Genomic DNA, 25,634 nt, shown 5'->3' with positions numbered 1-25,634 from the left:
CAGTCGGTACAGATCGCCTCGGGCCGTGCCGGGGACGACCGGCGCCACGCGCGCGAGGGGCCTCCGGGAACTGCCGGAGGTGTACGGAGAGTTACTCGGCGCGCGCCTTGGGGAGGTGCGGGAGGCGGTCGGCGGCGACCACGCCTTCGAGGTATCCGCGGGCCCGCTCGGTGCGCGGGTACGCCTCCAGGAGCCGCCAGAAGGGGGCGCCGTGCCCGGGCACCAACAGGTGGGCCAGCTCGTGGAGGAGGACGTAGTCGATGACGTACTCCGGCATGCCCTGGAGCCGGTGGGAGAGGCGGATGCTGCCCTCGGCGGGAGTGCACGATCCCCAGCGGGTGTTCTGGTTGGTGACCCAGCGGACCGAGGCGGGGCGGGCGCGGCCCTGGAAGTACTGGTCGGAGAGCCGGCCGGCCCGCTCGGAGAGGTCGTCGTCGCCGAGGGTGCGCTTGCTCTCCTGGGCGGCCAGCTTGTCGAGCATCACGCCGACCCAGCGCTGCTCCTCGGCCTCCGACATCCGGGCGGGGATGAGCACGATGGTGCGGTCGCCCTCGCGGTAGGCGGAGACGGTGCGGCTGCGCCGGGCGCTCCTGCGGACTTCGACGGCGAAGCGGGGGGACGGGTCGACTGGCACGCCCCGACGTTACCCGCTGTACGCGGCGGAAGTCCTGTCTCCGGGCGGTTCCGGCCGGAACCGCACCGGTCGTGTCCCACGGGGCCCCACTTGTACGACTAATGCCCCGCCCTGTGGACAACTTTCGGCACGGAATCGCGCCGGGCGGCATGGTGGATCGCGTGGGACCGGCGGCCCGGCGAGGGGCCGCCGGACGGGGAGGAACACCGGAACGGGGGACGGAACGTGCATCCGAGGGTGAAGCCCGCGCTGCGGCGGGCCTGGCGGGACCGGCAGAGCGTGCAGTTCGGGATGACGTCCGCGCACGCGGTGCTGGTGGGGCCGGTGGACACGGCGACCGGCAGCCTGCTCGGCCTGCTGGACGGGACGCGCGGCATGCCGCTGCTGCGGGAGGAAGGGGCCGCGCTGGGTCTGCGGGACGGGCAGGTGGACGCCGTGGTCCGACGGCTGACGGCAGCGGGGCTGATCGACGACGTGGCGGCGGGCGGTCCGGCGGCCGATGCCCTGCGGAAGCGGTCCGGGGAGCTGGACCGGCTGCGTCCGGACCTGGCCTCGTTGAGCGTGGTGCATCCGGAGCCGGGCGGCGGGGCGCGGCAGCTGGCGGCGCGCAGGTCGGCGCGGGTCCAGGTGCGGGGCGCGGGGCGGGTCGGTGCGACGGTCGCCTCGGTGCTCGCCGCTTCGGGGGTGGGGCGGGTCGATGTTCTGGACGGCGGTTGTGTGGAGCCGTGGGACGTGGCGCCCGGCGGGCTGCCGGCCGATGCCGTCGGGATGCGGCGGGACGCGGCCGCCCGGCAGGCGGTGCGGCGGTGCGCCCCTGGGCGGGCGCCTCGGAGCGGGGCCGGGGCGGCGGAGCCGGGTGGTGGGCCCGGGCTTTCGCTGGTGGTGGTCGCACCCCGGGAAGGGCCGGGGGTGTACGCGCCGGATCCGGCGACGGCGGAGCCGTGGATGGCGTCCGGGATTCCCCATCTGTACGCGGGGGTGGCGGAGGCGACGGGAGTGGTGGGGCCCTTGGTGCTGCCGGGCGGGACCGCGTGCGCCGGGTGCGTGGAAGAGGCGCGGCGGGAGGCGGATCCGGGGTGGCCGAGGATGCTCGCGCAGTGGCGTTCGGGGCGCCGGACGGGGGCGGACGCGGGAGCGGCGGCGCGGGCGGGGGCAGGAGCGGAGGCCTGCGATGTCGCGCTGGCGACCATGGTGGCGGGGCTGGCCGCCGCGCATGCGCTGGCGTTCCTGGACGGTGAACTGCCGTCGAGCACAGGGGCCCGCTGGCAGGCGGCGCTCCCCCTGCTGGACTGGCGGGAGGAGCGGCTGGTGCCCCACCTCGGATGCGGCTGCGGTGCAGGTGGGGAGGCAGGTGAGTACGCGGAGGGGGACGTGGCCTCAAAGGGGTTGATGCCGCACGACACAATGGCCGGGTAGGCGCCGTCCAGGGGACTGTTGTCAGGGCCCGTGCGGCGCGGCTGTCTGGGATTTGGAGGGGCGCATGTCTGATCTTCCCCGGAAGGCGGTAACCCGTACCGCCAAGCTGGCCGCGTTGCCACTGGGCTTCGCCGGCCGGACCGCATGGGGCCTCGGCAAACGGATCGGCGGCAAGTCCGCCGAGATCGTCGGCCGGGAGCTGCAACAACGCACGGCGGAGCAGCTCTTCAAGGTGCTGGGCGAGCTGAAGGGCGGGGCGATGAAGTTCGGGCAGGCCCTGTCCGTCTTCGAGTCCGCGCTGCCGGAGGAGGTCGCGGGCCCCTACCGGGCGGCGCTGACCAAGCTCCAGGAGGCCGCCCCGCCGATGCCGACGCGCACCGTGCACGGGGTGCTGGAGGAGCGGCTGGGCGAGGAGTGGCGAGAGCTCTTCCAGGAGTTCGAGGACAAGCCGTCGGCCGCCGCTTCGATCGGGCAGGTGCACCGGGCGGTGTGGCACGACGGGCGCGCGGTGGCCGTCAAGGTGCAGTACCCGGGGGCCGGTGAGGCGTTGCTCTCCGACCTGAACCAACTGGGCAGGTTCGCCCGGCTGCTGGGGCCGCTGATTCCGGGCATGGACATCAAGCCGCTGATAGCGGAGCTCCGTGACCGGGTGTCGGAGGAACTGGACTACGAGCTGGAGGCGCGGGCCCAGCGCGAGCACGCGGCGGAGTTCGCGGACGACCCGGACGTGGTGGTGCCCGACGTGGTGCACCAGTGCGACCAGGTGCTGGTGACGGAGTGGATGGACGGCATCCCGATGGCCGAGATCATCTCGGACGGGACGCAGGAGCAGCGGGACCGGGCGGGGCAGTTGCTGGCCCGCTTCCTGTTCTCCGGTCCGGCCCGCACCGGGCTGCTGCACGCGGACCCGCACCCGGGCAACTTCCGGTTGCTGCCCGCCGAGGACGGAGCGGAAGGCCTCTGGCGGCTGGGCGTGCTGGACTTCGGGACCGTGGACCGGCTGCCGGGCGGGCTGCCGGGCACGATCGGTGAGGCGCTGCGGATGACGCTGGAGGGCGACGCCGACGCGGTCTACGGAATGCTCTGCCGCGAGGGGTTCGTCAAGGAGGACATCGAGCTGGACCCGGGCGCGGTCCTGGACTACCTGGTGCCGATCATCGAACCGGCGCTGGCCGACGAGTTCACCTTCACCCGTGGCTGGCTTCGGCAGCAGGCGGGCCGGATAGCCGATGTCCGCTCCCCCGCGCACCAGCTGGGCAAGCAGCTCAATCTGCCCCCCGCGTACCTCCTGATCCACCGGGTCACCCTGAGCACCATCGGGGTGCTCTGCCAGCTGGGTGCGACGGTCCGGCTGCGCGACGAGCTGGAGTCCTGGCTCCCGGGCTTCCTGGCGGAGGAGGAAGAGCCCGGGACCGAAGCGGCGAAGGCGGAATAGCCCGCTGCCCGCGGCGCCGCCCGCCCCTCGGGCACCGGGGCCACGCCCTGCCGCCCGCCTTTGGACGCACTGCGGGGGGCGGTCCTCCTGGACCGGCCCCCGCGGGGTTTCCTTGGTGCTCCGACCTCAGGGGTCGGCTACTGCATGACCGCCATGGCCAGCGCGCGCCGCGCGCGGAGCGACACGCGCTCCGCCCGCCGCTGCATCCGCCGGGCGGCGACCAGGCGCACGGCCTGGCGTTCCGCCTCGGCTTCCTGCATGCGCTCTTGCATATGGGCACGGGCCAAGGCTTCTGGGATGAGTTGCATCTCGCGGGTCCTGTTCTGACGCGAGGCGTTCGCGCCGATGGTGCTGACGGTGGAGGTTGCGGAGCCTGACGGCTCGTACGTGGTGGGGGTCATCGGGTCCTGCTTCTGGGGATCGTGCGTGTGGGGGCGGTCGATGGGTCCTGTGCCGGTGATGTTCATGCCGTGACCGGGTTCTTGCGCGGACGGCCACGCGGACGCTTGCGGGCGACGACGACGCCCTGGACGAACAGCTCGCCACCCCAGACGCCCCAGGGCTCGCGGCGCTCCTTGGCACCGGCGAGGCAGGCCTCGACCAGCGGGCAGGTGCGGCAGAGCGACTTGGCGTACTCGACATCGGCCGGGGACTCGGCGAAGAAGACCTCCGGGTCGTACGAGCGGCAGGGGACGGGCACGCCGAGGTTCTCGATGGCGTCGTCGAGCGCGGTGAGCGCGGTGAGGGGAGTCAAGGTGGGGTCCTCCGTGGAACCGGGCGGCGGGAGCGGGTGGGAAGTCGGTACGGACGGGGCGTGCGTGTCGAGTGGCACGGTCACGGTGGTGGATTCCTCGTCTGTTCGTTCCGGCCTGTTGGCCGGTTGGTGGTTGCTACCGGGTGGTGCTTGGTCCCGAGGCCCCTTCGCGCCGTCGTTCCCGTTCGGGAAAAACAGAAGGGCCGCGGATCCCTGGTGGGGTTCCGCGGCCCTGAAGGTGCCGGTCTGATCGTCGATCAGACTGGATCACTCCAGGGTTCGAGCCCACGGAAGGCCCACATCTTGTGGTGCTGCTGCGTCGTCTGCGTCTTCGATCCGGCACCGGTCGCCGCAAACGCATAGGCCTGCGCCTGTGCCTTCGCTACTGCTGCTTCCGGTGCCTTGGTCGGTCGCTCATTGCGCTCCAGGACGGGCAGGCTCGCCAGGGCGGCCGGGCTGGCGACGGCGACGCCGGACAGACCAGTGCCACGGAGAGAAGCGGCGGCAAGGAGCGAAGAGCCGAGAGTGCAGGCGGCGGAGACCGAGTGATCGGTCATTTTGGTGAAGGTGATGAAGCTGGTCACTGGAATCGCCTCCTCTCGGCGTCTAGGGGGTCCCGGCCGAAGCCCGGACACGCGTATTCGGATAAGTACAGCACGAAAACAGGGCCTCAGAGAAGAGCCGCTGTTCCCGTGGTTAAGAACCTATGGGGCCTTGCGGGAGAAGCGCAAACTATTTTTTCGACGAGTTTTCCTCAGTCCTCGCCGGGCTCCTCCCCCAGCTCCTGGCCTGCGCAGAGGGCCAGAACCTCGGTTCCGTAGAGCCTGGTCTTGCGGGCGCCCACTCCGGCGATCATGGACAGGTCGCCCTCGGCACCGGGCCGGGACTCGGCGATCGCCATGAGCGTCTTGTCGGTGAAGACGCAGTATCCGGGCAGTCCGACCTTCGCCGCCTGCCGCTCCCGCCAGTCGTGCAGCCGCTCGTACAGCCCCTCGTCCATGTCGGACGGGCAGTCCTCGCAGCGCATCAGCTTCATCTCGCCGCCGTCGATCAGTGTCCTTCCGCACACCCGGCAGCGGACCGACCCCCGGAAGGTGCGCACGGTGGTGCCGGGAGCGGTCCCGGCCGCGCCCCCGCCGCTTCCGGCGGTCGTACGGGAGACCTGGCTGCCGGAACCCGGGCGCAGGCCCTTCAGGAAGCGGCTGGCGGTGCGGTGGGCGCGGCCGCCCGGCGAGCGGGCCAGCGCCCAGGACAGGCTGAGGTGGACCCGGGCCCGGGTCACGCCGACGTACAGCAGCCGGCGCTCCTCCTCCAGCTGCTCCTCCGTCCTGGCGTAGGTGATCGGCATCATGCCCTCGGTGAGGCCGACCAGGAACACGGCGTCCCACTCCAGGCCCTTCGCCGCGTGCAGCGAGGCGAGGGTGACGCCCTGGACGGTGGGGGCGTGCTGGGCGGCGGCCCGTTCGTCCAGTTCCTCGACCAGGTCCCTGAGGGTGGCGCCCGTCCGGGCCTTGGCGTAGTCCTCGGCCAGCCGGGCCAGCGCCGCGAGGGACTCCCAGCGGTCGCGGACCGCGCCGGAGCCCGCCGGAGGGGTCGGATTCCAGCCGTTGCCGCTGAGGACGGCGCGGACCTGGGCGGGCAGGCCCTCGACGCCGTCGAGCAGGGCGTCGTTGCCGCCGAAGCGGGCAGCGCCGCGCAGCCGGCTGATCGCCTCGCGCACCTCGGGCCGCTCGAAGAACCGCTCGGCGCCGCGCAGCTGGTAGGGCACCCCGGCGTCGGCGAGCGCCTGCTCGTAGACCTCGGACTGGGCGTTGATCCGGTAGAGGACGGCGATCTCACCGGCGGGTACGCCCGCGGCGATCAGGTCGCGGATGCGGCGGGCGGTGCCCTCGGCCTCGGCGGGTTCGTCCCCGTACTCGCGGAAGACGGGGGCGGGGCCGGGCTCCCGCTGGGAGATCAGTTCCAGCCGGTGTTCGGCGGCGCGGCCGGTGGCCGGGGCGAGGACGCCGTTGGCCAGGTGCACGACCTGCGGGGTGGAGCGGTAGTCGCGGATCAGCTTGACGACGGTCGCGTCCGGGTGGCGGGTGCGGAAGTTGAGGAGGTGGTCGGGGGTGGCTCCGGTGAAGGAGTAGATCGTCTGGTTGGCGTCACCCACCACGCACAGGCTCTCGCGGTCGCCCACCCACAGGTCGAGGAGCCGCTGCTGGAGCGGGCTGACGTCCTGGTACTCGTCGACGACGAAGTGCTGGTACTGGCGGCGGAACTCGTCGGCGATCAGGTGCTGGTCCTGGAGGATGCCGACGGTGAGCAGCAGCACGTCCTCGAAGTCGATCACCGAGCGGTGGCCCTTGAGCTGCTCGTACTTCGCGTAGATCTGGCTGATTTCCGCCGCGGCGCGGGGGGCCTCGCGGTGTGCCTTGGCGATCTCGGCGGCGTAGTCGTCGGGGACGATCTGGGTGACCTTGGCCCATTCGATCTCGGCGGTGACATCGCGCAGCTCGCCCCGGTCCAGGCGGATGCCGAGGTGTGCGGCGGCCTCCGCGACCAGTTGCACCTTGCGCTCGATCAGGCGGGGCAGGTCGCCGCCGACGGCCTTGGGCCAGAAGTAGCGGAGCTGGCGCAGGGCCGCGGCGTGGAAGGTGCGGACCTGGACGCCGCCCGCGCCGAGCTGGCGGAGCCGGCCGCGCATCTCGCCCGCGGCCCGGGTGGTGAAGGTCACGGCGAGCATGCTGTTGGCCTCGAAGGTGCCCAGGCGCACCCCGTACGCGATCCGGTGGGTGATCGCGCGGGTCTTTCCCGTACCTGCTCCGGCGAGCACGCACACCGGACCGTGCAGGGCGGTGGCGACTTCGCGCTGCTCGGGGTCGAGCCCGTCGAGCACCGCGCCGGCCGTCTCCGGGACCTGCGGGAAAAGAGAGGAGTGCGTTGCTGCTGTCACCCTGCCATGCTGCCAGGTCCGCTGGGACTGCTGCGGCGGTTGTCCACAGGGGACAGGGACTCGTCGTACTAATGCGGGAATGGTGACGGGGTCGCGTACGTTCGAGTCACTGGGAAGTACGGACGAATACGTGAGACCCCAGCCAAGCAGAGGAGCAAGAGGGACATGTCGGGCACCGTGACGATGTACAGCACCACGTGGTGCGGCTACTGCCGCCGGCTGAAGAGCCAGATGGACCGCGAGGGCATCGCGTACAACGAGGTCAACATCGAGCACGACGCCGATTCGGCCGCTTTCGTGGAGAAGGCCAACGGCGGCAACCAGACCGTTCCGACGCTGCTCGTGGTGTCCGAGGCGGGCACCGAGTCGGTCATGACCAACCCCTCGCTCGCGCAGGTCAAGCAGGCGCTGGCCGCCGCCTGATCCGCATCTTCGCCGAAGACGACGGCCGCCCCGCGACATGCGGGGCGGCCGTCGTCGTACCTACGGGGCGGCTCAGGCGGCGCGGCCCGGCTTCGGCAGGGGCTTGCCGTACCAGAGCTCGATCAGGCGGGCCGCGATGGAGATGCCGTACGGCGGCAGCACCTCGCCGGAGGCGAAGGCGGCGGTCAGGTCGTCGCGGGAGAACCAGCGGGCCTCCTCGATCTCCTCGCCGTCGACGTTGATCTCGGAGCTGGTGGCGCGGGCCATGAAGCCGAGCATCAGGCTGGACGGGAAGGGCCACGGCTGGCTGGCGACGTACTCGACGTCGCCGACGACCACGCCCGCCTCCTCGAAGACCTCGCGGGCCACCGACTGCTCGATGGACTCGCCCGGTTCGACGAACCCGGCCAGGGTGGAGAAGCGGCCCTCGGGCCAGTGCACCTGGCGGCCGAGCAGCGCCCGGTCCTGGTCGTCGGTGACCAGCATGATCACGGCCGGGTCGGTGCGCGGGTAGTGCTCGGCGCCGCAGGCCTGGCAGCGGCGGATGTGTCCGGCGGCGGCGATGACGGTGCGCTCGCCGCAACGGGAGCAGAAGCGGTGCAGGCGCTGCCAGTTCTCCAGGGCGACCGCGTGCACCATCAGGCCCGCGTCGCGGGGCGAGAGCAGCAGGCCCGCCTCGCGCAGTCCGGCGGCGCGGGCGGACTGGTCCATGCGGCCGGGGAGGGTGTCCTTCTGGAGGGCGAAGTAGCTGACGCCGTCCTCGTCGGTGCCCAGGAAGTAGCGGTGGGTCTCGGTGAGGGGGGCCTCGAAGGCCGGGGTCATCACCAGTTCGGTGCGGCCGTCGGGGGTGTCGTCGATCAGCGCCTGGCCGCCGGAGACGACGAACACACGGGTCGACGGGTGGCTCCAGGCCGCGGCCAGCCACGCCTCGTCCATGCGGTGGTGGGCGGCGCGGTCGATGCCGCTGGCGGCGGCGAGCGCGAGGGGGCGGTCGGCGGCCGGAGCAACGCTCTCGACGGCGGTGGCGCTGGTGCCACTGGTGCCGCTGGTGCCGCTCGTTCCTGCGGTCACGCCGGTGCTGCTGGTACTGCCGGTGCTGCTGGTACTGCTCGTACTGTTCGTGCTGCTGGTGCTGGTGCTGGTGCTCACAGGTGCTTCCAACTCCCCCGGGTGGATCGGGATTCTGTTCTGCTCAGCGGTTGTTCTGCGCGGCGAGGTCGCCCCACAGGTACGCGGTGGTCTCGACGCCCTTGAGCAGCAGGTCCAGCTCGACCTTCTCGTTGGGCGCGTGCCAGCCGTCGGACGGTACGGAGATGCCCAGGAAGAGCACGGGTGCGCCGAGGACGTCCTGGAGGTCGGCGGCCGGGCCCGATCCGCCCTCGCGGGTGAAGCGGATCTGCTGCCCGAAGGCGCGGCCCATGGCCCGTACGACGGACTGGAGGGCGGGGTGGTCGAGGGGGGTCAGGCACGGCCGGGTGGCGGCGCCGAAGACGATCTCGTGGCGGATGCCGGCCGGGACGCGGGCCTCGACCCACTCCCGTACCGCCTGCTCGATCTTGTCCGGGTCCTGGCCCGCGACCAGGCGGAAGGAGAGCTTCACCTCGGCCGATGACGGGACGATCGTCTTGCCGCCGGGGCCCTGGTAGCCGCCGCCGATGCCGTTGAGCTCGGCGGTCGGGCGGGCCCAGATGCGCTCCAGGGTGGAGTACCCGGCTTCGCCGTCGGTGGCGTACGACTTGGCCGTGCGCAGCCACTTCTCCTCGTCGAAGGGCAGCTCGGCGAAGAGTTCGCGCTCGCGCTCCGTGAGCGGGGTGATGCCGTCGTAGAAGCCGGGGACGGTGACGCGGCCGTCCTCGTCGTGCAGGGCGGCGACCACCCGGGCGGCGACGGTGGCGGGGTTGGGGACCGCGCCGCCGAAGGAGCCGGAGTGGATGTCCTGGTCGGGGCCGCGGAAGGTGATCTCGCAGTCGGCGACGCCGCGCATGCCGGTGCAGACGGTCGGGGTGTCCTCGGACCACATGCCGGTGTCGGAGACGATCACGGTGTCCGCGGCGAGGCGCTCGCGGCGCTCCTCGATCAGTGCGCGGAAGTGCGGGGAGCCGGACTCCTCCTCGCCCTCGATCAGCAGCTTGAGGTTGACGGCGGGGGCGGTGCGGCCGGTGGCGGCGAGGTGGGCGCGGACGCCGAGGGTGTGGAAGAAGACCTGGCCCTTGTCGTCGGCAGCGCCACGCGCGTACAGCCGGCCGTCCACGGTGGCCGGCTCGAAGGGCTCGGTGTGCCAGCCGTCCTCGCGGGCGGCGGGCTGGACGTCGTGGTGCCCGTAGACCAGCACGGTGGGGGCGGACTCGTCGCCGGAGGGCCACTCGGCGAAGACCGCCGGGGCGCCGTCCGTGGGCCAGATCTCGGCGACCCGGAAGCCGGTCTCCCTGAGCTTCGCGGCCAGCCACTCGGCACTGCGCCGTACGTCCTCGGCGTGCTCGGGCTGGGCCGAGACCGAGGGGATGCGCAGCCACTCCGCGAGGTCCGCCAGGAAGGCGGGGCGGTGCTGCTCGATGTACGTACGGACGGCGCTGTCCGGGGTGTCGCTCATGACCTTGAGCCTAACTCTCCGGTGGGGGTGCGGCGTCCGGTGCCCGGTGCGGGGGCCGGTCGGCCGGGGGCTCGCCCGAGAGGATGCGTTCCAGCTCCTGGCGGCCCGGCAGGCGGGTGGGACGCACCGTCTCCCCGCTGCGTACGTACAGAAATGTGGCGAGCACCTCCTCGGGGCGCAGCCCGTGCAGCTCGGCCCAGGCCAGCCGGTAGATGGCGAGCTGGAGGGGGTCGGCGGCCCTGGTGCGGCTGGTCTTCCAGTCGACGATCTCGTACGTCCCGGTGGACTCGTCCCGGTAGACGGCGTCGATACGGCCTCGGACCACCCGGCCCGCGAGGGTGAGGTGGAACGGGGTTTCCGTGCGGTACGGGGTGCGGCGGGCGTACGGGGTCCGCTCGAACGCCTCCTTCAGCGCCGCCAGGTCGCGTTCGTCGGCGATCTCGGCGTCGTCCTCGTCGCCGCCGGGCAGTTCCTCGGGGCCGAGCATCGGCAGCGGCAGCTCCTCGAACCGGGACTCCACCCAGGCGTGGAACCGGGTGCCGCGCCGGGCCGCGGGCTGCGGGGGCCTGGGCATGGGGCGGGCCAGCTCCTGCGCGAAACCGTCGGGGTCGGCGGCCAGGCGCATGAGCTGGGTCGCGGAGAGCGTGGGCGGGACGGGGACGTCCCGGGTGGTGGCGCGGGCCCGCCGGAGCTCGCTCACGAGGGCGTCGAGGTCACGGTCCCAGGAGTCGATGGCGCGAAGCTCTTCGGGGGTGGCGGGGGCGGTCGGGGTGGCGAGGTCGTCGGGTGCCGGGGCCGCCTCGGTTTCAGGGCGCGGCTCCGGGTGCGCGTCCTCGGTCGCCGGGTCGTCCGGAATGAGCTCCTCCGGGCGCTCTGTCAGCAGGCTGTCCCAGTCCCCGGGGTCGAGCTCCTCGTCCGGAACGGCCCACTCCTCCGGATCCGCGGGCTCCTCCGGCTCAGGCTCCTCCAGGGGCGGTTCCGGCGCGCCCCGCAGGGACTCCAGGTGTGCCCTGACCTGGTCGCGTGCCCTGCGCCGCCGGATCAGGGAACGCTCGTCGAGCGGGAGCGGCCACGCCCTGTCGGCGGCCGACTCCTCCAGGGCCGGGTTGCCCTCGTCCGGTTCCGGCTCGTCCGCCCACACCTCGATCTCGCCGTTGCCCGCCGCGCAGTGTTCGTACAGGGCGGTCAGGAACTCCGAGGGGCCGCGCGGCTTCTTCTGGCTGGGGCCCCACCAGTGGCCGGAGCCGAGCAGCAGGTCGCGGGGGCGGGTGAAGGTGACGTAGCCGAGGCGGAGTTCCTCGGTGTGCTGGTGCTCCTTCATCCGCTCCTTGAACAGCTTGATGCCCTTGGCGTCCCACTCCTGGACGGCGGGCAGCGTCTGGGCGTCGCCGCGCAGGGCGTGCGGCAGGACCTTGGCCTGGGAGGTCCAGGAGTCGCGGGTCTTCTCGTTCGGGAAGGTGCCCTTGACCAGGCCGGGAACCGCGACCACCTTCCATTCCAGGCCCTTGGACTTGTGCGCGGTGAGCACCTTGACGGTGTTCTCGCCACCGGGGAGCGCGTTGTCGAGGCCCTTCTCGTACTGGGCGGCGGTGTGCAGGAAGCCTAGGAATGCGAGCAAGGTGGCCTCGCCGTCGAGGGAGGCGAAACCGGCCGCTATGTCGAGGAAGTTGTTGAGGGTTTCGCGGCGGCGGGCGGCCAGCGCCTGCGGGGACGCGGACAGTTCGACCTCCAGCCCGGTGGTGTTCAGCACGCGGTGCAGTACGTCCATGAGGGGGTCGGCCAGCGAGCGGCGGAGTTCGCGCAGTTCGCGCGCCAGGTGGGCGAACCGCACCCGTGCCTCGGTCGAGAAGGGCAGCCCGTCGTCCGTGCCCCCGGCGGACTCCAGGAAGGTGTCCAGGGCGTCGGCGAGCGATATCACCTCCGAGGGGTCGACCCCCTCGACCGCGTCCGCCAGCCTGCGGTCGGGGTCCTCGTCCGCCCCGCCGCCCCGGTGGACGAGGAGGCGTGCGCGGCGGCCGAGCAGGGCCAGGTCGTGCGGGCCGATGCGCCAGCGCGGGCCGGTCAGCAGCCGTACGAGCGAGGCGTTCGCCCCCGGGTCCTGGAGGACCTCGCAGACCGCGACCAGGTCGGCGACCTCGGGCAGGTGCAGCAGCCCGGAGAGCCCGACGACCTCGACGGGGATCTCGCGGGCCACCAGGGCCCCCTGGATCTCGGCGAAGTCGCCCGCCGTACGGCACAGGACGGCGATGTCGCCGGGTGCGGTGCCGGTGCGCACCAGGTGGGCGAGGGAGTCGGCGATCCACTCGATCTCCTCGGAGTGCGTACGCAGCAGGGCGCAGCGCACCGTGCCCGCGCGCTCGTCGCCCGGGGCGGGGCGCAGTGCTTCGACGCCCCGGTGCATGGCGCGCAGGGGTACGGCGAGGCTGTTGGCGAGGTCGAGGAGGCGGCCGCCGCTGCGGCGGTTCTCGCTGAGCGAGTAGCGGTCGGCGGGGCGGCCGTCGGCGTGCGGGAAGTGCTCGGGGAAGTCGTCGAGGTTGGCGACGGAGGCACCGCGCCAGCCGTAGATGGCCTGGCAGGGGTCGCCGACGGCGGTCACCGCGTGTCCGCTGCCGCCGCCGAACAGCCCGGAGAGCAGCAGCCGTTGGGCCACGGAGGTGTCCTGGTACTCGTCCAGCAGGACGACCCGGAACTCGCCCCGCAGCGCCTCGCTCACCTCGGGCAGGGCGGCGAGCCGTGCGGAGAGCGCGATCTGGTCGCCGAAGTCGAGGAGGTCGCGACTGCTCTTCTGCTCCTGGTAACGGACGGTCAGCTCCAGGAGTTCCCGCCGCGCCTCGGCGGCCTCGGGGACCTTGCGCAGGTCGGGATTGCTGAGCTTGACGCCCTCCAGGGCCTCCAGCAGTTCCGTGTCGTACGTCCGGAGGGTCTGCGGGCTCACGAGGTGCTCGGCGAGCTCCCCGTCGAGCGCGAGGAGGTCGCTGACCAGGCTGGCGAAGGACCTGGTGAGGGCCGGGTAGGGGCCGGGTGCCTCGCGCAGGACGCGGGCGGCGAGCTGGTAGCGGGTGGCGTCGGCGAGGAGCCGGGCGGAGGGCTCCAGGCCGATGCGCAGGCCGTGGTCGGTGAGGAGCTGGCCGGCGAAGGCGTGGTAGGTGGAGATGCGGGGTTCGCCGGGGGGACTGTCCGGGTCGATGGCGTCGGGGTCGGTGATCCCGGCGGCGATCAACGCCTTGCGGACGCGCTCGGCGAGCTCGCCCGCCGCCTTGTTGGTGAAGGTCAGGCCGAGCACCTGCTCGGGGGCGACGCGTCCGGTGCCCACCAGCCAGACCACCCGGGCGGCCATCACCGTCGTCTTGCCCGAACCGGCTCCGGCCACGATGACCTGCGGGGCGGTGGGTGCGGTGATGCACGCCAGCTGCTCCGGGGTGAAGGGGATGCCGAGGAGCTGCTTGAGCTGCTCGGGGTCGGTGATTCTGGTGGTCACCCCAAAAAGGCTATCCGCCCCCACTGACAACGGCCGTCGGTGTGCGGGGCGTCACTCCACGGTGGACCAGGGGCCACTCCAGGGTGGAGCGCGGCGTCACTCCACGACCTGCCGCCCCTCCGGCTGCGCGCTGCACGCCCCCCGGAACGCGCAGTGCGTGCACTGCGCTCCCGTGTTCGGGGCGAAGCGTTCGTCCAGGACCCGGCCCGCCGCCGTGGCCAGCAGGTCGCCGACCCACTCCCCCGCCAACGGCTCCTGCGCCTGGGTCTTGGGCAGGGTCTCGCCGCCGTCCTTCTTCGCGGCGCCCTGGCGCAGCTGGACGAGTTCGGCACCGCCGGGTTCGGGGCGGCGGCCGTCGAAGAGTTCGTCGACCGCGCCTTCGCGTACCGCCAGCTGGTAGACCGCCAGCTGCGGGTGCTGGGCCACTTCGTCCCGGGTCGGTGCCGACTTCCCGGTCTTGAAGTCGACGACGTACGCCCGGCCCTGCGCATCGGTCTCGACGCGGTCCATCGAGCCCCGGATGCGGACCTGGTACTCGCCGCCCGCCTCCAGCGTCACGTCGAAGTCGTGCTCGGTGGCGACGGCGGTGCGCCCGCCCCGGTCGGTCACGTGCCACTGCAGGAACCGCTCCAGTGCCACGCGCGCGTGTTCCTTCTCCTGGCGGGACTTCCAGGGCGCGTCGAAGGCCAGGGCGTCCCAGACGGAGTCCAGTCGCTCCATGAGGACGGCGAGGTCGGCCGGGGTGCGCCCGGAGGCGACCTCGTCGGCCAGTACGTGGACGACGTTGCCGAAGCCCTGGGCTGCGGTGGCGGGGGCGTCCGCCTTGACCTCGCGGCCCAGGAACCACTGGAGCGAGCAGGTGTTTGCGAGCTGGTCGAGGGCGCTGCCGGACAGGGCGACGGGCTGGTCGCGGTCGCGCAGCGGGACGGTGCTGTGGGTGGGTTCGTTGAGGCCCCACCAGTTGTCGGGGTGGGCGGCGGGCACCATCGGCTGCCCGTTGTCGTCGCTGAGCGCGGCCAGCTTGGCGAGCCGGTGGGCGGCGGCGTCCCTGAGTGCCTCGGAGGCTTCCGGGTCAACGGTGGTGGCCCGGAGTTCGGCGACGAGCGCGGAGACCGCGAGGGGGCGGCGGGGGCGGCCGGTGACGTCGCGCGGCTCGACGCCCAGTTCGGTGAGGAAGCGGGACGGCTGGTCGCCGTCGTCGGCGGGGGCCTTCACGGCGGTGACGACGAGACGTTCACGCGCGCGCGTGGCGGCGACGTAGAAGAGCCGGCGTTCCTCGGCGAGGAGTGCGCCGGGGGTGAGCGGTTCGGCGAGGCCGTCGCGGCCGATCCGGTCGGCCTCCAGGAGGGAGCCCCGGCGGCGCAGGTCGGGCCAGAGTCCCTCCTGCACGCCGGTGACGACGACCAGCCGCCACTCCAGTCCCTTGGAGCGGTGCGCGGTCATCAGCCGTACCGCGTCCGCGCGCAGGGTGCGGCGGCTGAGGGTGTCGGCGGCGATGTCCTGGGCGTCCAGCTCCTCCAGGAAGTTGAGCGCGCCCCGCCCCCCGGAACGCTCCTCCGCGCGTGCCGCCGTGTCGAACAGTGCGCACACCGCGTCCAGGTCGCGGTCCGCGTTGCGCCCGGCCGGGCCGCCGCGCAGGGCGGAGCGCTCCAGGCGGCCCGGCCAGCCGGTGCCGTCCCAGAGCGTCCACAGCGCCTCCTCGGCGGTGCCGCCGCCCGCGAGGAGTTCGCGCGCCTTGCGCAGCAGGGTGCCCAGGGTCTGCGCCCCGCGCGCGTAGCCGGGGTCGTGTGCGGCGAGCCGCTCGGGTTCGGCGAGGGCGCGGGCCAGGAGTTCGTCGGAGGGCGGCGGCACCTGGTTTCCGGCGGCCCGCTCCTCGTCGCGCAGGGCCCGTCCGAGGCGGCGCAGGTCGGCGGCGTCCATGCCGCCCAGCGGCGAGGAGAGCAGCTCGACGGCGGTTTCGGTCCCGAGCCAGCCGGGCACGCGCGCGTGCTCCTGCTCCACGTCCTCCGCCCCTGCGTGCTCCGCCGAGGCGTCCTCCCCCACCGGCCGTTCCGCCGCCGCGTGCTCCACCGCCGCCCGTGCCACCGCCCGCAGCGCCGTCAGCAGCGGTGTCACCGCCGGTTCGTGGCGCAGCGGCAGGTCGTCGCCGTCGATCTCCAGGGGTACGCCGGCGGAGGTCAGCGCGCGGCGCACCGAGGGGATGGTGCGGCCGCCCGCACGCACCAGTACCGCCATCTCGCTCCAGGGGACGCCGTCCTCCAGGTGCGCCCGGCGCAGGATGTCTGCCACGTTGTCCAGTTCGGCGCCCGCCGTGGGGTAGGTGCGGACGTCGACGCGGCCGCCGTCCCGTACGGCGGCCAGCTCCCGGTGGGCCCGTACGGCCGCCGCGGGCAGCCGGGTCATCGGCATCCGGCGGGTGAGCAGCCGGGTGGCGGCCAGCAGTCCGGCGCCGGAGCGGCGCGAGGTGGTGAGGACCTCGACCCGGGCGGGCCCGCCGTCGGCGCGGCGGAAGGTCTGCGGGAAGTCGAGGATGCCGCCGACGTCGGCGCCCCGGAACGCGTAGATCGACTGGTCGGGGTCGCCGAAGGCCACCAGGGTGCGGCCCGCCCCGGCCAGCGCGTGCAGCAGCCGCACCTGGGCGGGGTCGGTGTCCTGGTACTCGTCGACGAAGACGGCGTCGTAGGAGGCCGAGAGGCGGCCGGTGGTGGCCTCCTGCTCGGCGAGCAGCACCGCGCGGTGCACCAGTTCGGCGTAGTCCAGCACGCCCTGCATGTCGAGGACGTCGAGGTACTCGGCGAGGAAGGTCGCGGCGGCCTTCCAGTCGGGGCGCCCCGTGCGGTGGGCGAAGTCGCGCAGGGCGCCGGGGCCGAGCCCGAGTTCGCGGGTGCGGGCGAGCACGGCGCGCACCTCGTCGGCGAAGCCGCGGGTGGTGAGGCAGGCGCGCAGTTCGTCGGGCCAGCTGACGTGCGCGAGCCCGGCCTTCTCCAAGTCGATCTCGCCGGCCAGCAGCTCCCGTACGGCCACGTCCTGTTCGGGGCCCGACAGCAGCCGCAGGGGCTCGCTGAACAGTTCGCTGTCCTGGTGGGCGCGGACCAGGGCGTAGCAGTACGAGTGGAAGGTGGTGGCCTGCGGGGCCTGCCGGGAGCCGAGGCGCAGCGCCATCCGGTCGCGCAGTTCGACGGCTGCCTTGCGGCTGAAGGTGAGGACGAGGAGCCGCTCGGGGCGGGCCCCGGCGGCGATCCGGGCGGCGACCGCCTCCACCAGGGTGGTCGTCTTGCCGGTGCCGGGACCGGCGAGGACGAGCAGTGGCCCGTGCCGGTGGTCAACCACCGCGCGCTGGTGTGCGTCCAGCAGAGGAGGGTCCACCCTCCCCGGGGCCGTCCGGACCAGTCGGTACGCGCCCGGGGTCCCCTGCCTCTTCTGCCGGTAGGGCTGGTGCGGCCGCTGCCGGAAGGTCCCTGTGGAACCCGAGGGGCCCGAGGAGATGGAGGTGCTCACGTGGATCGCCGGTCCTGGTGGGTGGTGTGCTGGTTGCCTTGCGGCCGTGGGGGATGACTGTGCCGTGGAGGATGTCAGTGTTGTACGGGTTGTACGGGGCCGCTGCGGCGTGCGTGCCGGACGTACCGCGTGCTGTCGACGCTACGCCAGAGGGCGTACTGGACGCAGCGGCTCCGCACTCGCGCCACCGGCGGCCCGCGCGCCGCACGCCATGTACTCCGTACGGTCCTCGGACTGCCCCGACCGGCGCGCCATGGCGGAAGCTGGATGGTGTGAGCCGTACCACCCGCCGCACCCCGGCACCCGTCTCAAGAGCCGTCCCACCTGGCCCGCCGCATGTCGAGGCGGGGCAGGTGCCCTTCGGTGCCGCGTCCCGCGGTGCGCAGCGGGGTGCCCTCGGCCCGGTAGTGGTCCAGGGCACGCAGTTCGTGGCCGGGCAGCAGGTGTCCGTCGGAGCGGACCACGCGCCACCAGGGGACGGCGCCGCCGTACAGCGCCATCACCCGGCCGACCTGCCGGGGGCCGCCGCCCGCGGGGCGTTCACCGCTCGCCCCGTCGCCCGGGTCGGCCTCCTGGTGCAGCCATTCCGCCACGTCCCCGTACGTCATCACCCGGCCCGGCGGGATCCGTTCGGCGACGGCAAGGACCCGTTCCGCGTACTCCGGCAGCGTCTCGCTCCCGGCAGGCGTCTCGCTCATCCGGCCCATCCTGCACCACACCACCGACAGTCCGGGACCCGCTTCACGCGCGCGTACGGCGCGCGGATCCGTCGCGGGCGCAGCACCCTGGCAGCTTCCCCCGGCATCCGGTCATGCCACCATCATCCGGGCAGTGACTGGTGATACCCGACCACGAAGAGACGACGACGAAGGAGCAGGACGTGCAGCCTCGACCGGCGGCAGGCGCTCCTGACGCCGTCCCGCGCCCGGAAGCGGACGCCCCGAAGGGGAACGATCCACACCCGGATTCGGACACGGACGGACCGAGTACAGGCACCTCGCGGACGGGTTCCGCGCCGCCGCGTGCCGCGCGGCACCACGACTCGCACGAGGGTGCCACCCAGGTGGTCATGGACGAGACCGCCGCCTACGACACCGAACTCGCCGACGGGGGTCACGTGGAGCGGGTCTCGGGCGACGAGCCGCTGCTCGCCGCCCGGGTGCACCGCCCCGCCGACCTCGTACGGCTGCTGTCGGGCCTGCTGGGCATCGTCTGTGTGATCGCGCTGGCCGCCTTCGCCCACGGCACCGCGTCCGGCCTGGAGAAGGACATCCTGGCGGGCACCGAGCAGACCCCGGTCGTCTTCGTCCGGCTGGCGGGTCTGATCTCCAGCATCGCCGTGCTGATCCTCCCGGTCGGCTTCGCCATCGAGCGGCTGATCAAACGTGACGGGCTGCGGATCGCCGACGGCGTCCTGGCGGCCGTCCTGGCGCACGGGGTGGCACTGGCCACCGACCTGTGGGTCTCCGGACCCGCCCCGGAGTCCATCCGCGAGGCGCTCACCCGGGTCGCCAGCGACGGAACCGGCCAGCTCACCGACCCGGTGCACGGCTACCTCGCCCCGGTCATCGCGTACATGACGGCGGTCGGCATGGCGCGCAGGCCGCGCTGGCGGGTCGCCCTGTGGGCGGTGCTGCTGCTGAACGCGTTCGCGGTGCTGGTGGGCGGGCAGACCACGCCCCTGTCGATCGTCGTGACGGTGCTGATCGGCTGGACGGTCGCGTACGCGACGCTCTACGCGGTCGGCTCACCCAACGTGCGGCCCACCGGCCAGACCCTCCTCGCCGGGCTGCGGCACGTGGGCTTCCGCCCGGTGACGGCGATGCGCGCGGAGGAGGCACTGGACCTGAGCGACCAGGGCGACCGGGGGCGGCGCTACATCGTCACCCTGGAGGACGGGCCGCCGCTCGACATCACGGTCGTGGACCGCGAGCAGCAGGCGCACGGGTTCTTCTACCGGGTGTGGCGCCGGGTCACCCTGCGCGGCATCACCCAGCGGCGTTCCATCCAGTCGCTGCGGCAGGCGCTGGAGCAGGAGGCGCTGCTCGCGTACGCGGCGATCGCGGCCGGTGCCAACGCCCCCAAGCTGATCGCCACCTCGGAGCTCGGACCCGACGCCGTGATGCTGGTGTACGAGCACCTGGGCGGGCGCACCCTGGACTCGCTGCCGGACGAGGAGATCACCGACGAGCTGCTGCGGGACGCCTGGCGACAGGTGAAGGCGCTGCAGTCGCGGCGGATCGCGCACCGCAGGCTGGCCGGGGACGCCATTCTGGTGGATCGTTCCGGCACGGTGATCCTGACCGATCTGCGGGGCGGTGAGATCGCCGCGGGCGATGTCGTGCTGCGGATGGACGTGGCGCAGCTGCTGACCACTCTGGGGCTGCGGGCGGGCCCCGAGCGGGCCGTCGCCGCAGCGGTGGACGTGCTGGGCCCTGACACGGTCGCCGACAGCCTTCCGCTGCTCCAGCCGATCGCGCTCAGTCGCTCCACGCGCGCGACGCTGCGCCAGCTGGGCCGTGAGCGGTCGCAGCGGCAGCGCGAGGCGGTCCTGGAGGCCTCGCAGGCCGCCAAGGAGGCCAGGGCGCGCGAGAAGGGCGAGGAGGCCGAGGCGTCCAGTGGGCGCAAGGCGGTGCGCGCGGAGAAGAAGGCCGAGAAGGAGGCCATCGACGAGGCGCTGGAGGAGGCCAGGGAGGAGGACCTGCTGACGCAGATCCGCCACCAGGTGCTGCTGATCCGTCCGCAGGCACCGGTCGAACCGGTACGGCTGGAGCGGATCAAGCCGCGCACCCTGGTGAGCCTGCTGGCGGGTGCGTTCGCCGCGTACATCCTCATCTCGCAGCTGCTCAAGAACCCGATCACCGACGCGTTCGCCGAGATGAAGTGGGGCTGGGTGGCGCTGGCCGTGCTTTTCTCGGCGCTGAGCTACGTGGCGGCGGCGATGAGCCTGCTGGGCTTCGTGCCCGAGAAGGTGTCGTTCTGGCAGACCGTCAAGGCGCAGGTGGCCGGGTCGTTCGTGAAGCTGGTGGCACCGGCCGCGATCGGCGGTGTGGCCCTCAACACCCGGTTCCTGCAACGGGCCGGGGTGCGGCCGGGGCTCGCGGTGGCGAGTGTGGGCGCGGCGCAGCTGTTCGGTCTGGCGAGCCACATCTCGCTGCTGATGATCTTCGGTTATGTGACCGGGACCGAGCAGACCTCCTGGGAGAACCCGTCCCGGACCGTGATCGCGGGTCTGCTGACGGCGGCGGTGCTGGCGATGATCGTGACGGCGGTGCCGTTCCTGCGGAAGTTCGTCGTCACGCGTGTGCGGTCGCTGTTCGCCGGTGTGGTGCCGCGCATGCTGGACGTACTGCAGCGGCCGAAGAAACTGCTGATGGGCATCGGCGGCATGGTGCTGCTGACGGTGGTGTTCGTGATGTGCCTGGACGCCTCGATCCGGGCGTTCGGGGACTCCGACGCCGATCACCTCAGCTACGCCACTGTCGCGGTGGTGTTCCTGACGGCCAACGCGGTGGGCTCGGCGGTGCCGACGCCCGGTGGTGTCGGTGCGGTCGAGGGTGCGCTGATCGGTGCGCTGACGATCGCGGGGCTGCCGACGGCCATCGCGACGCCCGCGGTGATGCTGTACCGGCTGCTGACGTTCTGGCTGCCGGTGCTGCCGGGGTGGCTGTTCTTCAACAGCCTCACACGCAAGGGAGCGCTGTAGGAGGCTCTGTGGGGAGTGCGCGGGTACGGGGCCGGATACTGACGCCCCGTTACCCCCGGCACCCGCTTGGCCCCCGGCGCGCGCGGCCCGGGGCGGTACGGCGCACGATGGAGTGCATGCCTACCCCTTCCGTACTGCGCGCTCCGGCGCTGGCAGTCTCCGCCGCCGTACTGCTGTCCCTCGCCGGTTGTTCCGACGGCGGCAAGGGCGACAACGACAAGAAGCAGGACCTCGCCGCCCAGGAACTGGACTGGGAGGACTGTCCGGCCCCGAGCGCCGCGCAGGGCGAGGGCACCAAGCCGTCCCCGCTGCCGGGCGGCACCCCCTGGAAGTGCGCCACGATGGTGGTGCCGCGCGACTACGCGAAACCGGACGGCGAGCGCATCGAGCTGGCCCTGATCCGGGCCGAGGCCGCCGACAAGAAGAACCGCATCGGCTCGCTGATCTTCAACTTCGGCGGACCCGGCGGCTCCGGGGTGACCGGTCTGCCGGGCTTCGGCAAGGACTACGACAAGCTGCGCTCGCGCTACGACCTGGTGAGCTTCGACCCGCGCGGCGTGGGCAACAGCGCCCCCGTCGAGTGCCAGGACGCCAAGGCCCTGGACGCGTACTACGCCGCGGACATGACCCCCGACGACGCGGCCGAGGAGAAGGCGTACGCCGAGGGTCTCAAGAAGTACTCGGCCGCCTGCGAGAAGAACTCGGGCGCCGAGCTGCCGTACGTCGGCACCACCAACGCGGCCAAGGACCTCGACCTGATGCGCCAGGTGCTCGGCGACGACAAGCTGCACTACTTCGGCATCTCGTACGGCACCGAACTCGGCGGCGTCTACGCCCATCTCTTCCCCAAGAACGTCGGCCGGGCGGTCTTCGACGCGGTCGTGGACCCCACCCAGACGTCCGAGCAGGGTTCGCTGGGGCAGGCCAAGGGCTTCCAGCTGGCGCTGAACAACTTCGCCAAGGACTGTGTGGCGCGCGGTGACGACTGCAAGCTGGAGGGCAGTACGCCCGAGGAGATCGAGGCCGGCATCGTCGCGCTACTGAAGCGCCTGGACAAGCAGCCGATCCCGGGCGGCGGCGGCCGGCAGCTGACCCAGAGCCAGGCCACCAACGGCATCGTCCAGACGCTCTACTCCAAGGACTTCTGGCCGTACCTGGAGCAGGGCCTCGACGAGGCGGACGGCGGCAACGGCTCGCTGCTGCTGGTCCTCGCCGACGCCATGAACGGCCGCAACCAGGACGGTACGTACAGCAACATCGGGGCGGCCAACGCGGCGATCAACTGCGTGGACTCCAAGGAGCGCTACGACCTCGCCTTCGCCAAGTCGAAGGTGGCCGACTTCCGCAAGGCGTCGCCGGTGTTCGGCGACTTCCTGGCCTGGGGCCTCTCCGGCTGTTCGACGTGGCCGGTGCCCGGGCAGTGGACGACCCCCGATGTGACCGCCCCGGGTGCGGCGCCGATCGTCGTCATCGGCAACACCGGTGACCCGGCGACGCCCTACGAGGGTGCGCGGAAGATGGCGCAGCAGCTGGGCAAGGGCGTCGGCATCGAGCTGACGTACAAGGGCGAGGGTCACGGTGCGTACAACAGCGGAAGTGAGTGCGTGAAGACGGCCGTTGACCGATACCTGCTGGAAGGGAAGGTTCCGACGGCCGGAACGGTCTGCGAGTAGGAGCGCCGCGCGGCCCGGATTCCGGGCCGCACACGGCATTTCCGTCACTGTCAGTGGTCGCCCCTAGGATATTGGTACTTGCTTTCGATCACGGGGCGGGTACGGGGAGACAGAGCGACGGGGGCAGCGGCCATGGCACGGAGCGCAAAGCGGTACGCACGGGCAAGTTCGTTGGTGGCGGCGGCGGTTGCGGCCGCCGTCGCCGCCGTGGCGTGCAGTCCGGGCGCGGGCGGGACGGGCGGTGCCGCGGCGCCGCCGCGCGACGGGAGGGCGGCCGGGGAGGGGCGGGCCTCGTCCGGGCCGCCGCCCGCGCCCGACGCCAAGTCCGCCCTGCCCGCCGCGATCACCGGCCAGAAGCTGGTGTGGAAGGGCTGCGCGGCCCCGGTGAAGGCGAACGGCAGCGAGGCGACGGCGCCGGGCGGCCAGTGGCAGTGCGCCACCGCCAAGGTCCCCCTGGACTACGCGAAACCGGCGGGCGAGACGCTGGGCATCGCCCTGATCCGGGCCCGCGCGACGGGCGGCGGGGACCGGCGGATCGGCTCGCTCCTGTTCAACTTCGGCGGTCCTGGCGGGTCCGGGGTGGCCTCGCTGCCCGCCATGAGCGAGCTCTTCGGCTCGCTGCACGCGCGCTACGACCTGGTGGGCTTCGACCCGCGCGGAGTGGCGGAGAGCTCCGAGGTGGTCTGCCGGGACGACCGGGCGACGGAGGCCTCGCTCGCGCTGGACTCCACACCGGACACCCCCGCCGAGGAGAAGGCGTACTTCGCCGACGCGAAGGCCTTCGGGGCGGGCTGCGCCCAGCGCTCCGGCAGGATCCTCCCGCACGTGGGCACCAACGACGCCGCCCGCGACCTGGACGTGCTCCGCCAGGCCCTCGGCGACAAGAAGCTGAACTACTTCGGCTTCTCGTACGGCACCGAACTGGGCGGCACCTACGCCCACTTGTTCCCGAAGAACGTGGGACGGCTGACCCTGGACGCCGTGGTCGACCCGTCCGCCGGACTGGTCGGCCACTCCCGCAACCAGGCCCTCGGCTTCCAGCGCGCCCTCGACAACTACTTCCGCGCCGGGGGTACGTCGCCCGAGGCGGGCACCGCGCGTGTGGTGCGGCTCCTCGACCGGCTCGACCGGGCACCGCTGCCCACCGGCGCCTCGGGCGGCGGGCGCGCGCTCACCCAGAGCCTCGCCCTCACCGGCATCATCGCCCCGCTCTACAGCCAGAGCGGCTGGCCCGCCCTCACCCAGGCGCTGGCGGCGGCGGAGCGGGGCGACGGAGCACCGCTGCTGCGGCTGGCCGACTCGTACAACAACCGTGACGGGCAGGGGCACTACAGCACCGCGAACCACTCGCAGCGCGCCATCTCCTGTGCTGACACCAAGGGCCGGGTGACCGCCGAGGAGGTCCGCGCCACGCACCTGGCGGACTTCCGAAAGGTGTCCCCCGCCTTCGGCCCCTATCTGGCCTGGGACCTGGCGGGCTGGTGCGCCTCCTGGCCGGTGCCCGGCGCGTACGAGACGCCGGAGGTGTCGGCCCCCGGAGCGGCGCCGATCCTGGTCGTCGGCGGTACGGGTGACCCGGCGACCCCCTTCGAGGGCTCGCTGAAGATGGCCGAGGAGCTCGGCAAGGGCGTCGGGGTGCACATGACGTTCAAGGGTGAGGGGCACGGCGCGTACCCGTCCGGCAACAAGTGCGTGGCACGGGCCGTGGACGCGTACTTCCTGGACGGGAAAATACCGGCGGCGGGCACGGTCTGCTCCTGACGGAGCCGCGGGCGGCCGCTCCGGAGCATGCCGGAGGGGCCGGGCCTCCGCAGTGGAAGCCCGGCCCCTCCGGGGACTCTCGGCAGGTCGAGCAGGTCGAGCGGGTCTAGTAGACCGGCTTCTCCGGCTCGATCTGGTGGACCCAGCCGATCACGCCGCCGCCGACGTGTACGGCGTCGGAGAAGCCGGCCGACTTCAGCACCGCGAGGACTTCCGCACTGCGGACACCCGTCTTGCAGTGCAGGACGATCTTCTTGTCCTGCGGCAGGTTCTCCAGGGCGGTGCCCATCAGGAACTCGCCCTTGGGGATCAGCTTGGCGCCCGGGATCGAGACGATCTCGTACTCGTTCGGCTCGCGGACGTCGATGATCTCGATCTTCTCGTCGGCGTCGATCCACTCCTTGAGCTGCTTGGGAGTGATCGTCGAGCCGGCCGCCGCCTCCTGGGCCTCCTCGGACACGACGCCGCAGAAGGCCTCGTAGTCGATGAGCTCGGTGACGGTCGGGTTCTCGCCGCAGACCGCGCAGTCGGGGTCCTTGCGGACCTTGACCTGGCGGTACTGCATCTCCAGGGCGTCGTAGATCATCAGGCGGCCGACCAGCGAGTCGCCCACGCCGGTCAGGACCTTGATGGCCTCGGTGACCTGGATGGAGCCGATGGACGCGCAGAGCACGCCGAGCACGCCGCCCTCGGCGCAGCTGGGGACCATGCCCGGCGGCGGGGGCTCCGGGTAGAGGCAGCGGTAGCAGGGGCCGTGCTCGGACCAGAAGACCGAGGCCTGGCCGTCGAAGCGGTAGATCGAGCCCCAGACGTACGGCTTGTTCAGCAGCACGCAGGCGTCGTTCACCAGGTAGCGGGTGGCGAAGTTGTCCGTGCCGTCGACGATGAGGTCGTACTGGGAGAAGATCTCCATCACGTTCTCGGCCTCAAGCCGCTCTTCGTGAAGGACAACGTTCACATAAGGGTTGATACCGAGGACCGAGTCCTTGGCGGACTCGGCCTTCGAACGGCCGATGTCGGCCTGGCTGTGAATGATCTGGCGCTGCAGATTCGATTCGTCGACCTCGTCGAACTCGACGATGCCGAGCGTGCCGACTCCGGCGGCGGCCAGGTACATCAGAGCGGGAGACCCGAGGCCGCCGGCGCCCACGGCGAGCACGCGCGCGTTCTTCAGGCGCTTCTGCCCGTCCATCCCGACGTCCGGGATGATCAGGTGGCGGGAGTACCGACGGACCTCGTCAACGGTGAGCTCGGCAGCCGGCTCGACCAGGGGTGGCAGCGACACGAAAACTCCAGGGTCATCCCCGCTCGTGCGGGGGCTTCAAGAG

At 72.5% G+C, this 25,634-nt stretch carries 17 protein-coding genes; 6 read left to right on the top strand and 11 right to left on the bottom strand.

Annotated features, from left to right (window positions below; translation table 11 throughout):
• Positions 1-91: 91 nt before the first annotated feature.
• Complete coding sequence (locus ACZ5PB_RS32055) at positions 92-634, bottom strand: M48 metallopeptidase family protein (protein WP_468696005.1); 543 nt, start codon at positions 632-634, stop codon at positions 92-94.
• 225 nt (positions 635-859) lie between these two features.
• Between ACZ5PB_RS32055 and ACZ5PB_RS32050 the strand changes: the two genes are divergently transcribed.
• Together ACZ5PB_RS32050 and ACZ5PB_RS32045 are read left to right on the top strand one after the other, a co-directional pair.
• A complete protein-coding gene (locus ACZ5PB_RS32050) occupies positions 860-2,050 on the top strand; it encodes a ThiF family adenylyltransferase (RefSeq protein WP_468696004.1) in 1,191 nt (396 codons plus the stop codon).
• Between the two features lie 64 nt (positions 2,051-2,114).
• On the top strand, positions 2,115-3,485 hold the full coding sequence (locus ACZ5PB_RS32045; RefSeq protein ID WP_468696002.1) for an ABC1 kinase family protein: 1,371 nt from the start codon (positions 2,115-2,117) through the stop codon (positions 3,483-3,485).
• Positions 3,486-3,622: 137 nt separating this feature from the next.
• On the opposite strand, the gene ACZ5PB_RS32040 is transcribed toward ACZ5PB_RS32045, so the two are convergent.
• The 4 genes from ACZ5PB_RS32040 to ACZ5PB_RS32025 form a co-directional block, all read right to left on the bottom strand.
• Positions 3,623-3,952 carry a hypothetical protein gene (locus ACZ5PB_RS32040; protein ID WP_389244082.1) on the bottom strand — a complete coding sequence of 110 codons (330 nt, stop codon included), beginning with the start codon at positions 3,950-3,952 and terminating at the stop codon, positions 3,623-3,625.
• Positions 3,949-4,317: a WhiB family transcriptional regulator gene (locus tag ACZ5PB_RS32035; RefSeq protein ID WP_468696176.1), complete on the bottom strand. Its 369-nt coding sequence runs from the start codon at positions 4,315-4,317 to the stop codon at positions 3,949-3,951. Before ACZ5PB_RS32035 ends, ACZ5PB_RS32040 begins: the two co-directional genes overlap by 4 nt.
• Before the next feature lie 179 nt (positions 4,318-4,496).
• Complete coding sequence (locus tag ACZ5PB_RS32030) at positions 4,497-4,823, bottom strand: hypothetical protein (RefSeq protein WP_468696000.1); 327 nt, start codon at positions 4,821-4,823, stop codon at positions 4,497-4,499.
• 170 nt (positions 4,824-4,993) lie between these two features.
• Positions 4,994-7,177, bottom strand: a complete 2,184-nt coding sequence (locus tag ACZ5PB_RS32025; protein WP_468695999.1) for an ATP-dependent DNA helicase UvrD2 — start codon at positions 7,175-7,177, stop codon at positions 4,994-4,996.
• Positions 7,178-7,342: 165 nt separating this feature from the next.
• On the opposite strand from ACZ5PB_RS32025, the gene ACZ5PB_RS32020 reads away from it, so the two are divergent.
• Entirely contained in the window at positions 7,343-7,600 is a 258-nt protein-coding gene (locus tag ACZ5PB_RS32020; RefSeq protein ID WP_345228545.1) for a glutaredoxin domain-containing protein, read from the top strand.
• Positions 7,601-7,672: 72 nt separating this feature from the next.
• Here ACZ5PB_RS32020 and nudC read toward each other — a convergent pair whose 3' ends face one another.
• The 5 genes from nudC to ACZ5PB_RS31995 all read right to left on the bottom strand — a co-directional run bounded on the left by nudC (position 7,673) and on the right by ACZ5PB_RS31995 (position 17,864).
• Positions 7,673-8,560 (bottom strand): NAD(+) diphosphatase, encoded by an 888-nt coding sequence (gene nudC, locus ACZ5PB_RS32015; protein WP_468696174.1) that lies wholly within the window; start codon positions 8,558-8,560, stop codon positions 7,673-7,675.
• A gap of 232 nt (positions 8,561-8,792) precedes the next feature.
• Positions 8,793-10,190 carry a dipeptidase gene (locus tag ACZ5PB_RS32010; RefSeq protein ID WP_468695998.1) on the bottom strand — a complete coding sequence of 466 codons (1,398 nt, stop codon included), beginning with the start codon at positions 10,188-10,190 and terminating at the stop codon, positions 8,793-8,795.
• 10 nt (positions 10,191-10,200) lie between these two features.
• Positions 10,201-13,668, bottom strand: a complete 3,468-nt coding sequence (locus tag ACZ5PB_RS32005) for an ATP-dependent helicase (RefSeq protein WP_468695996.1) — start codon at positions 13,666-13,668, stop codon at positions 10,201-10,203.
• Positions 13,669-13,764: 96 nt separating this feature from the next.
• The gene (locus ACZ5PB_RS32000) at positions 13,765-17,058 is read right to left on the bottom strand and encodes an ATP-dependent helicase (RefSeq protein WP_468696172.1); all 3,294 of its coding nucleotides are present in this window, start codon (positions 17,056-17,058) and stop codon (positions 13,765-13,767) included.
• Positions 17,059-17,474: 416 nt separating this feature from the next.
• The gene (locus ACZ5PB_RS31995; RefSeq protein ID WP_468695994.1) at positions 17,475-17,864 is read right to left on the bottom strand and encodes an MGMT family protein; all 390 of its coding nucleotides are present in this window, start codon (positions 17,862-17,864) and stop codon (positions 17,475-17,477) included.
• A 371-nt stretch (positions 17,865-18,235) separates the two neighbouring features.
• Between ACZ5PB_RS31995 and ACZ5PB_RS31990 the strand changes: the two genes are divergently transcribed.
• The 3 genes from ACZ5PB_RS31990 (at position 18,236) to ACZ5PB_RS31980 (ending at position 24,306) form a co-directional block, all read left to right on the top strand.
• A complete protein-coding gene (locus ACZ5PB_RS31990; protein ID WP_468695992.1) occupies positions 18,236-20,872 on the top strand; it encodes a lysylphosphatidylglycerol synthase transmembrane domain-containing protein in 2,637 nt (878 codons plus the stop codon).
• A 116-nt stretch (positions 20,873-20,988) separates the two neighbouring features.
• On the top strand, positions 20,989-22,545 hold the full coding sequence (locus ACZ5PB_RS31985) for an alpha/beta hydrolase (protein ID WP_468695990.1): 1,557 nt from the start codon (positions 20,989-20,991) through the stop codon (positions 22,543-22,545).
• Between the two features lie 132 nt (positions 22,546-22,677).
• Entirely contained in the window at positions 22,678-24,306 is a 1,629-nt protein-coding gene (locus ACZ5PB_RS31980) for an alpha/beta hydrolase (RefSeq protein ID WP_468695989.1), read from the top strand.
• A 106-nt stretch (positions 24,307-24,412) separates the two neighbouring features.
• Here ACZ5PB_RS31980 and moeZ read toward each other — a convergent pair whose 3' ends face one another.
• Positions 24,413-25,591 carry an adenylyltransferase/sulfurtransferase MoeZ gene (gene moeZ, locus ACZ5PB_RS31975; protein WP_468695987.1) on the bottom strand — a complete coding sequence of 393 codons (1,179 nt, stop codon included), beginning with the start codon at positions 25,589-25,591 and terminating at the stop codon, positions 24,413-24,415.
• Positions 25,592-25,634: the final 43 nt, after the last annotated feature.

This window comes from Streptomyces sp. NPDC032721 (assembly GCF_055579625.1).
This window is presented reverse-complemented; position numbering and strand designations above follow the sequence as displayed.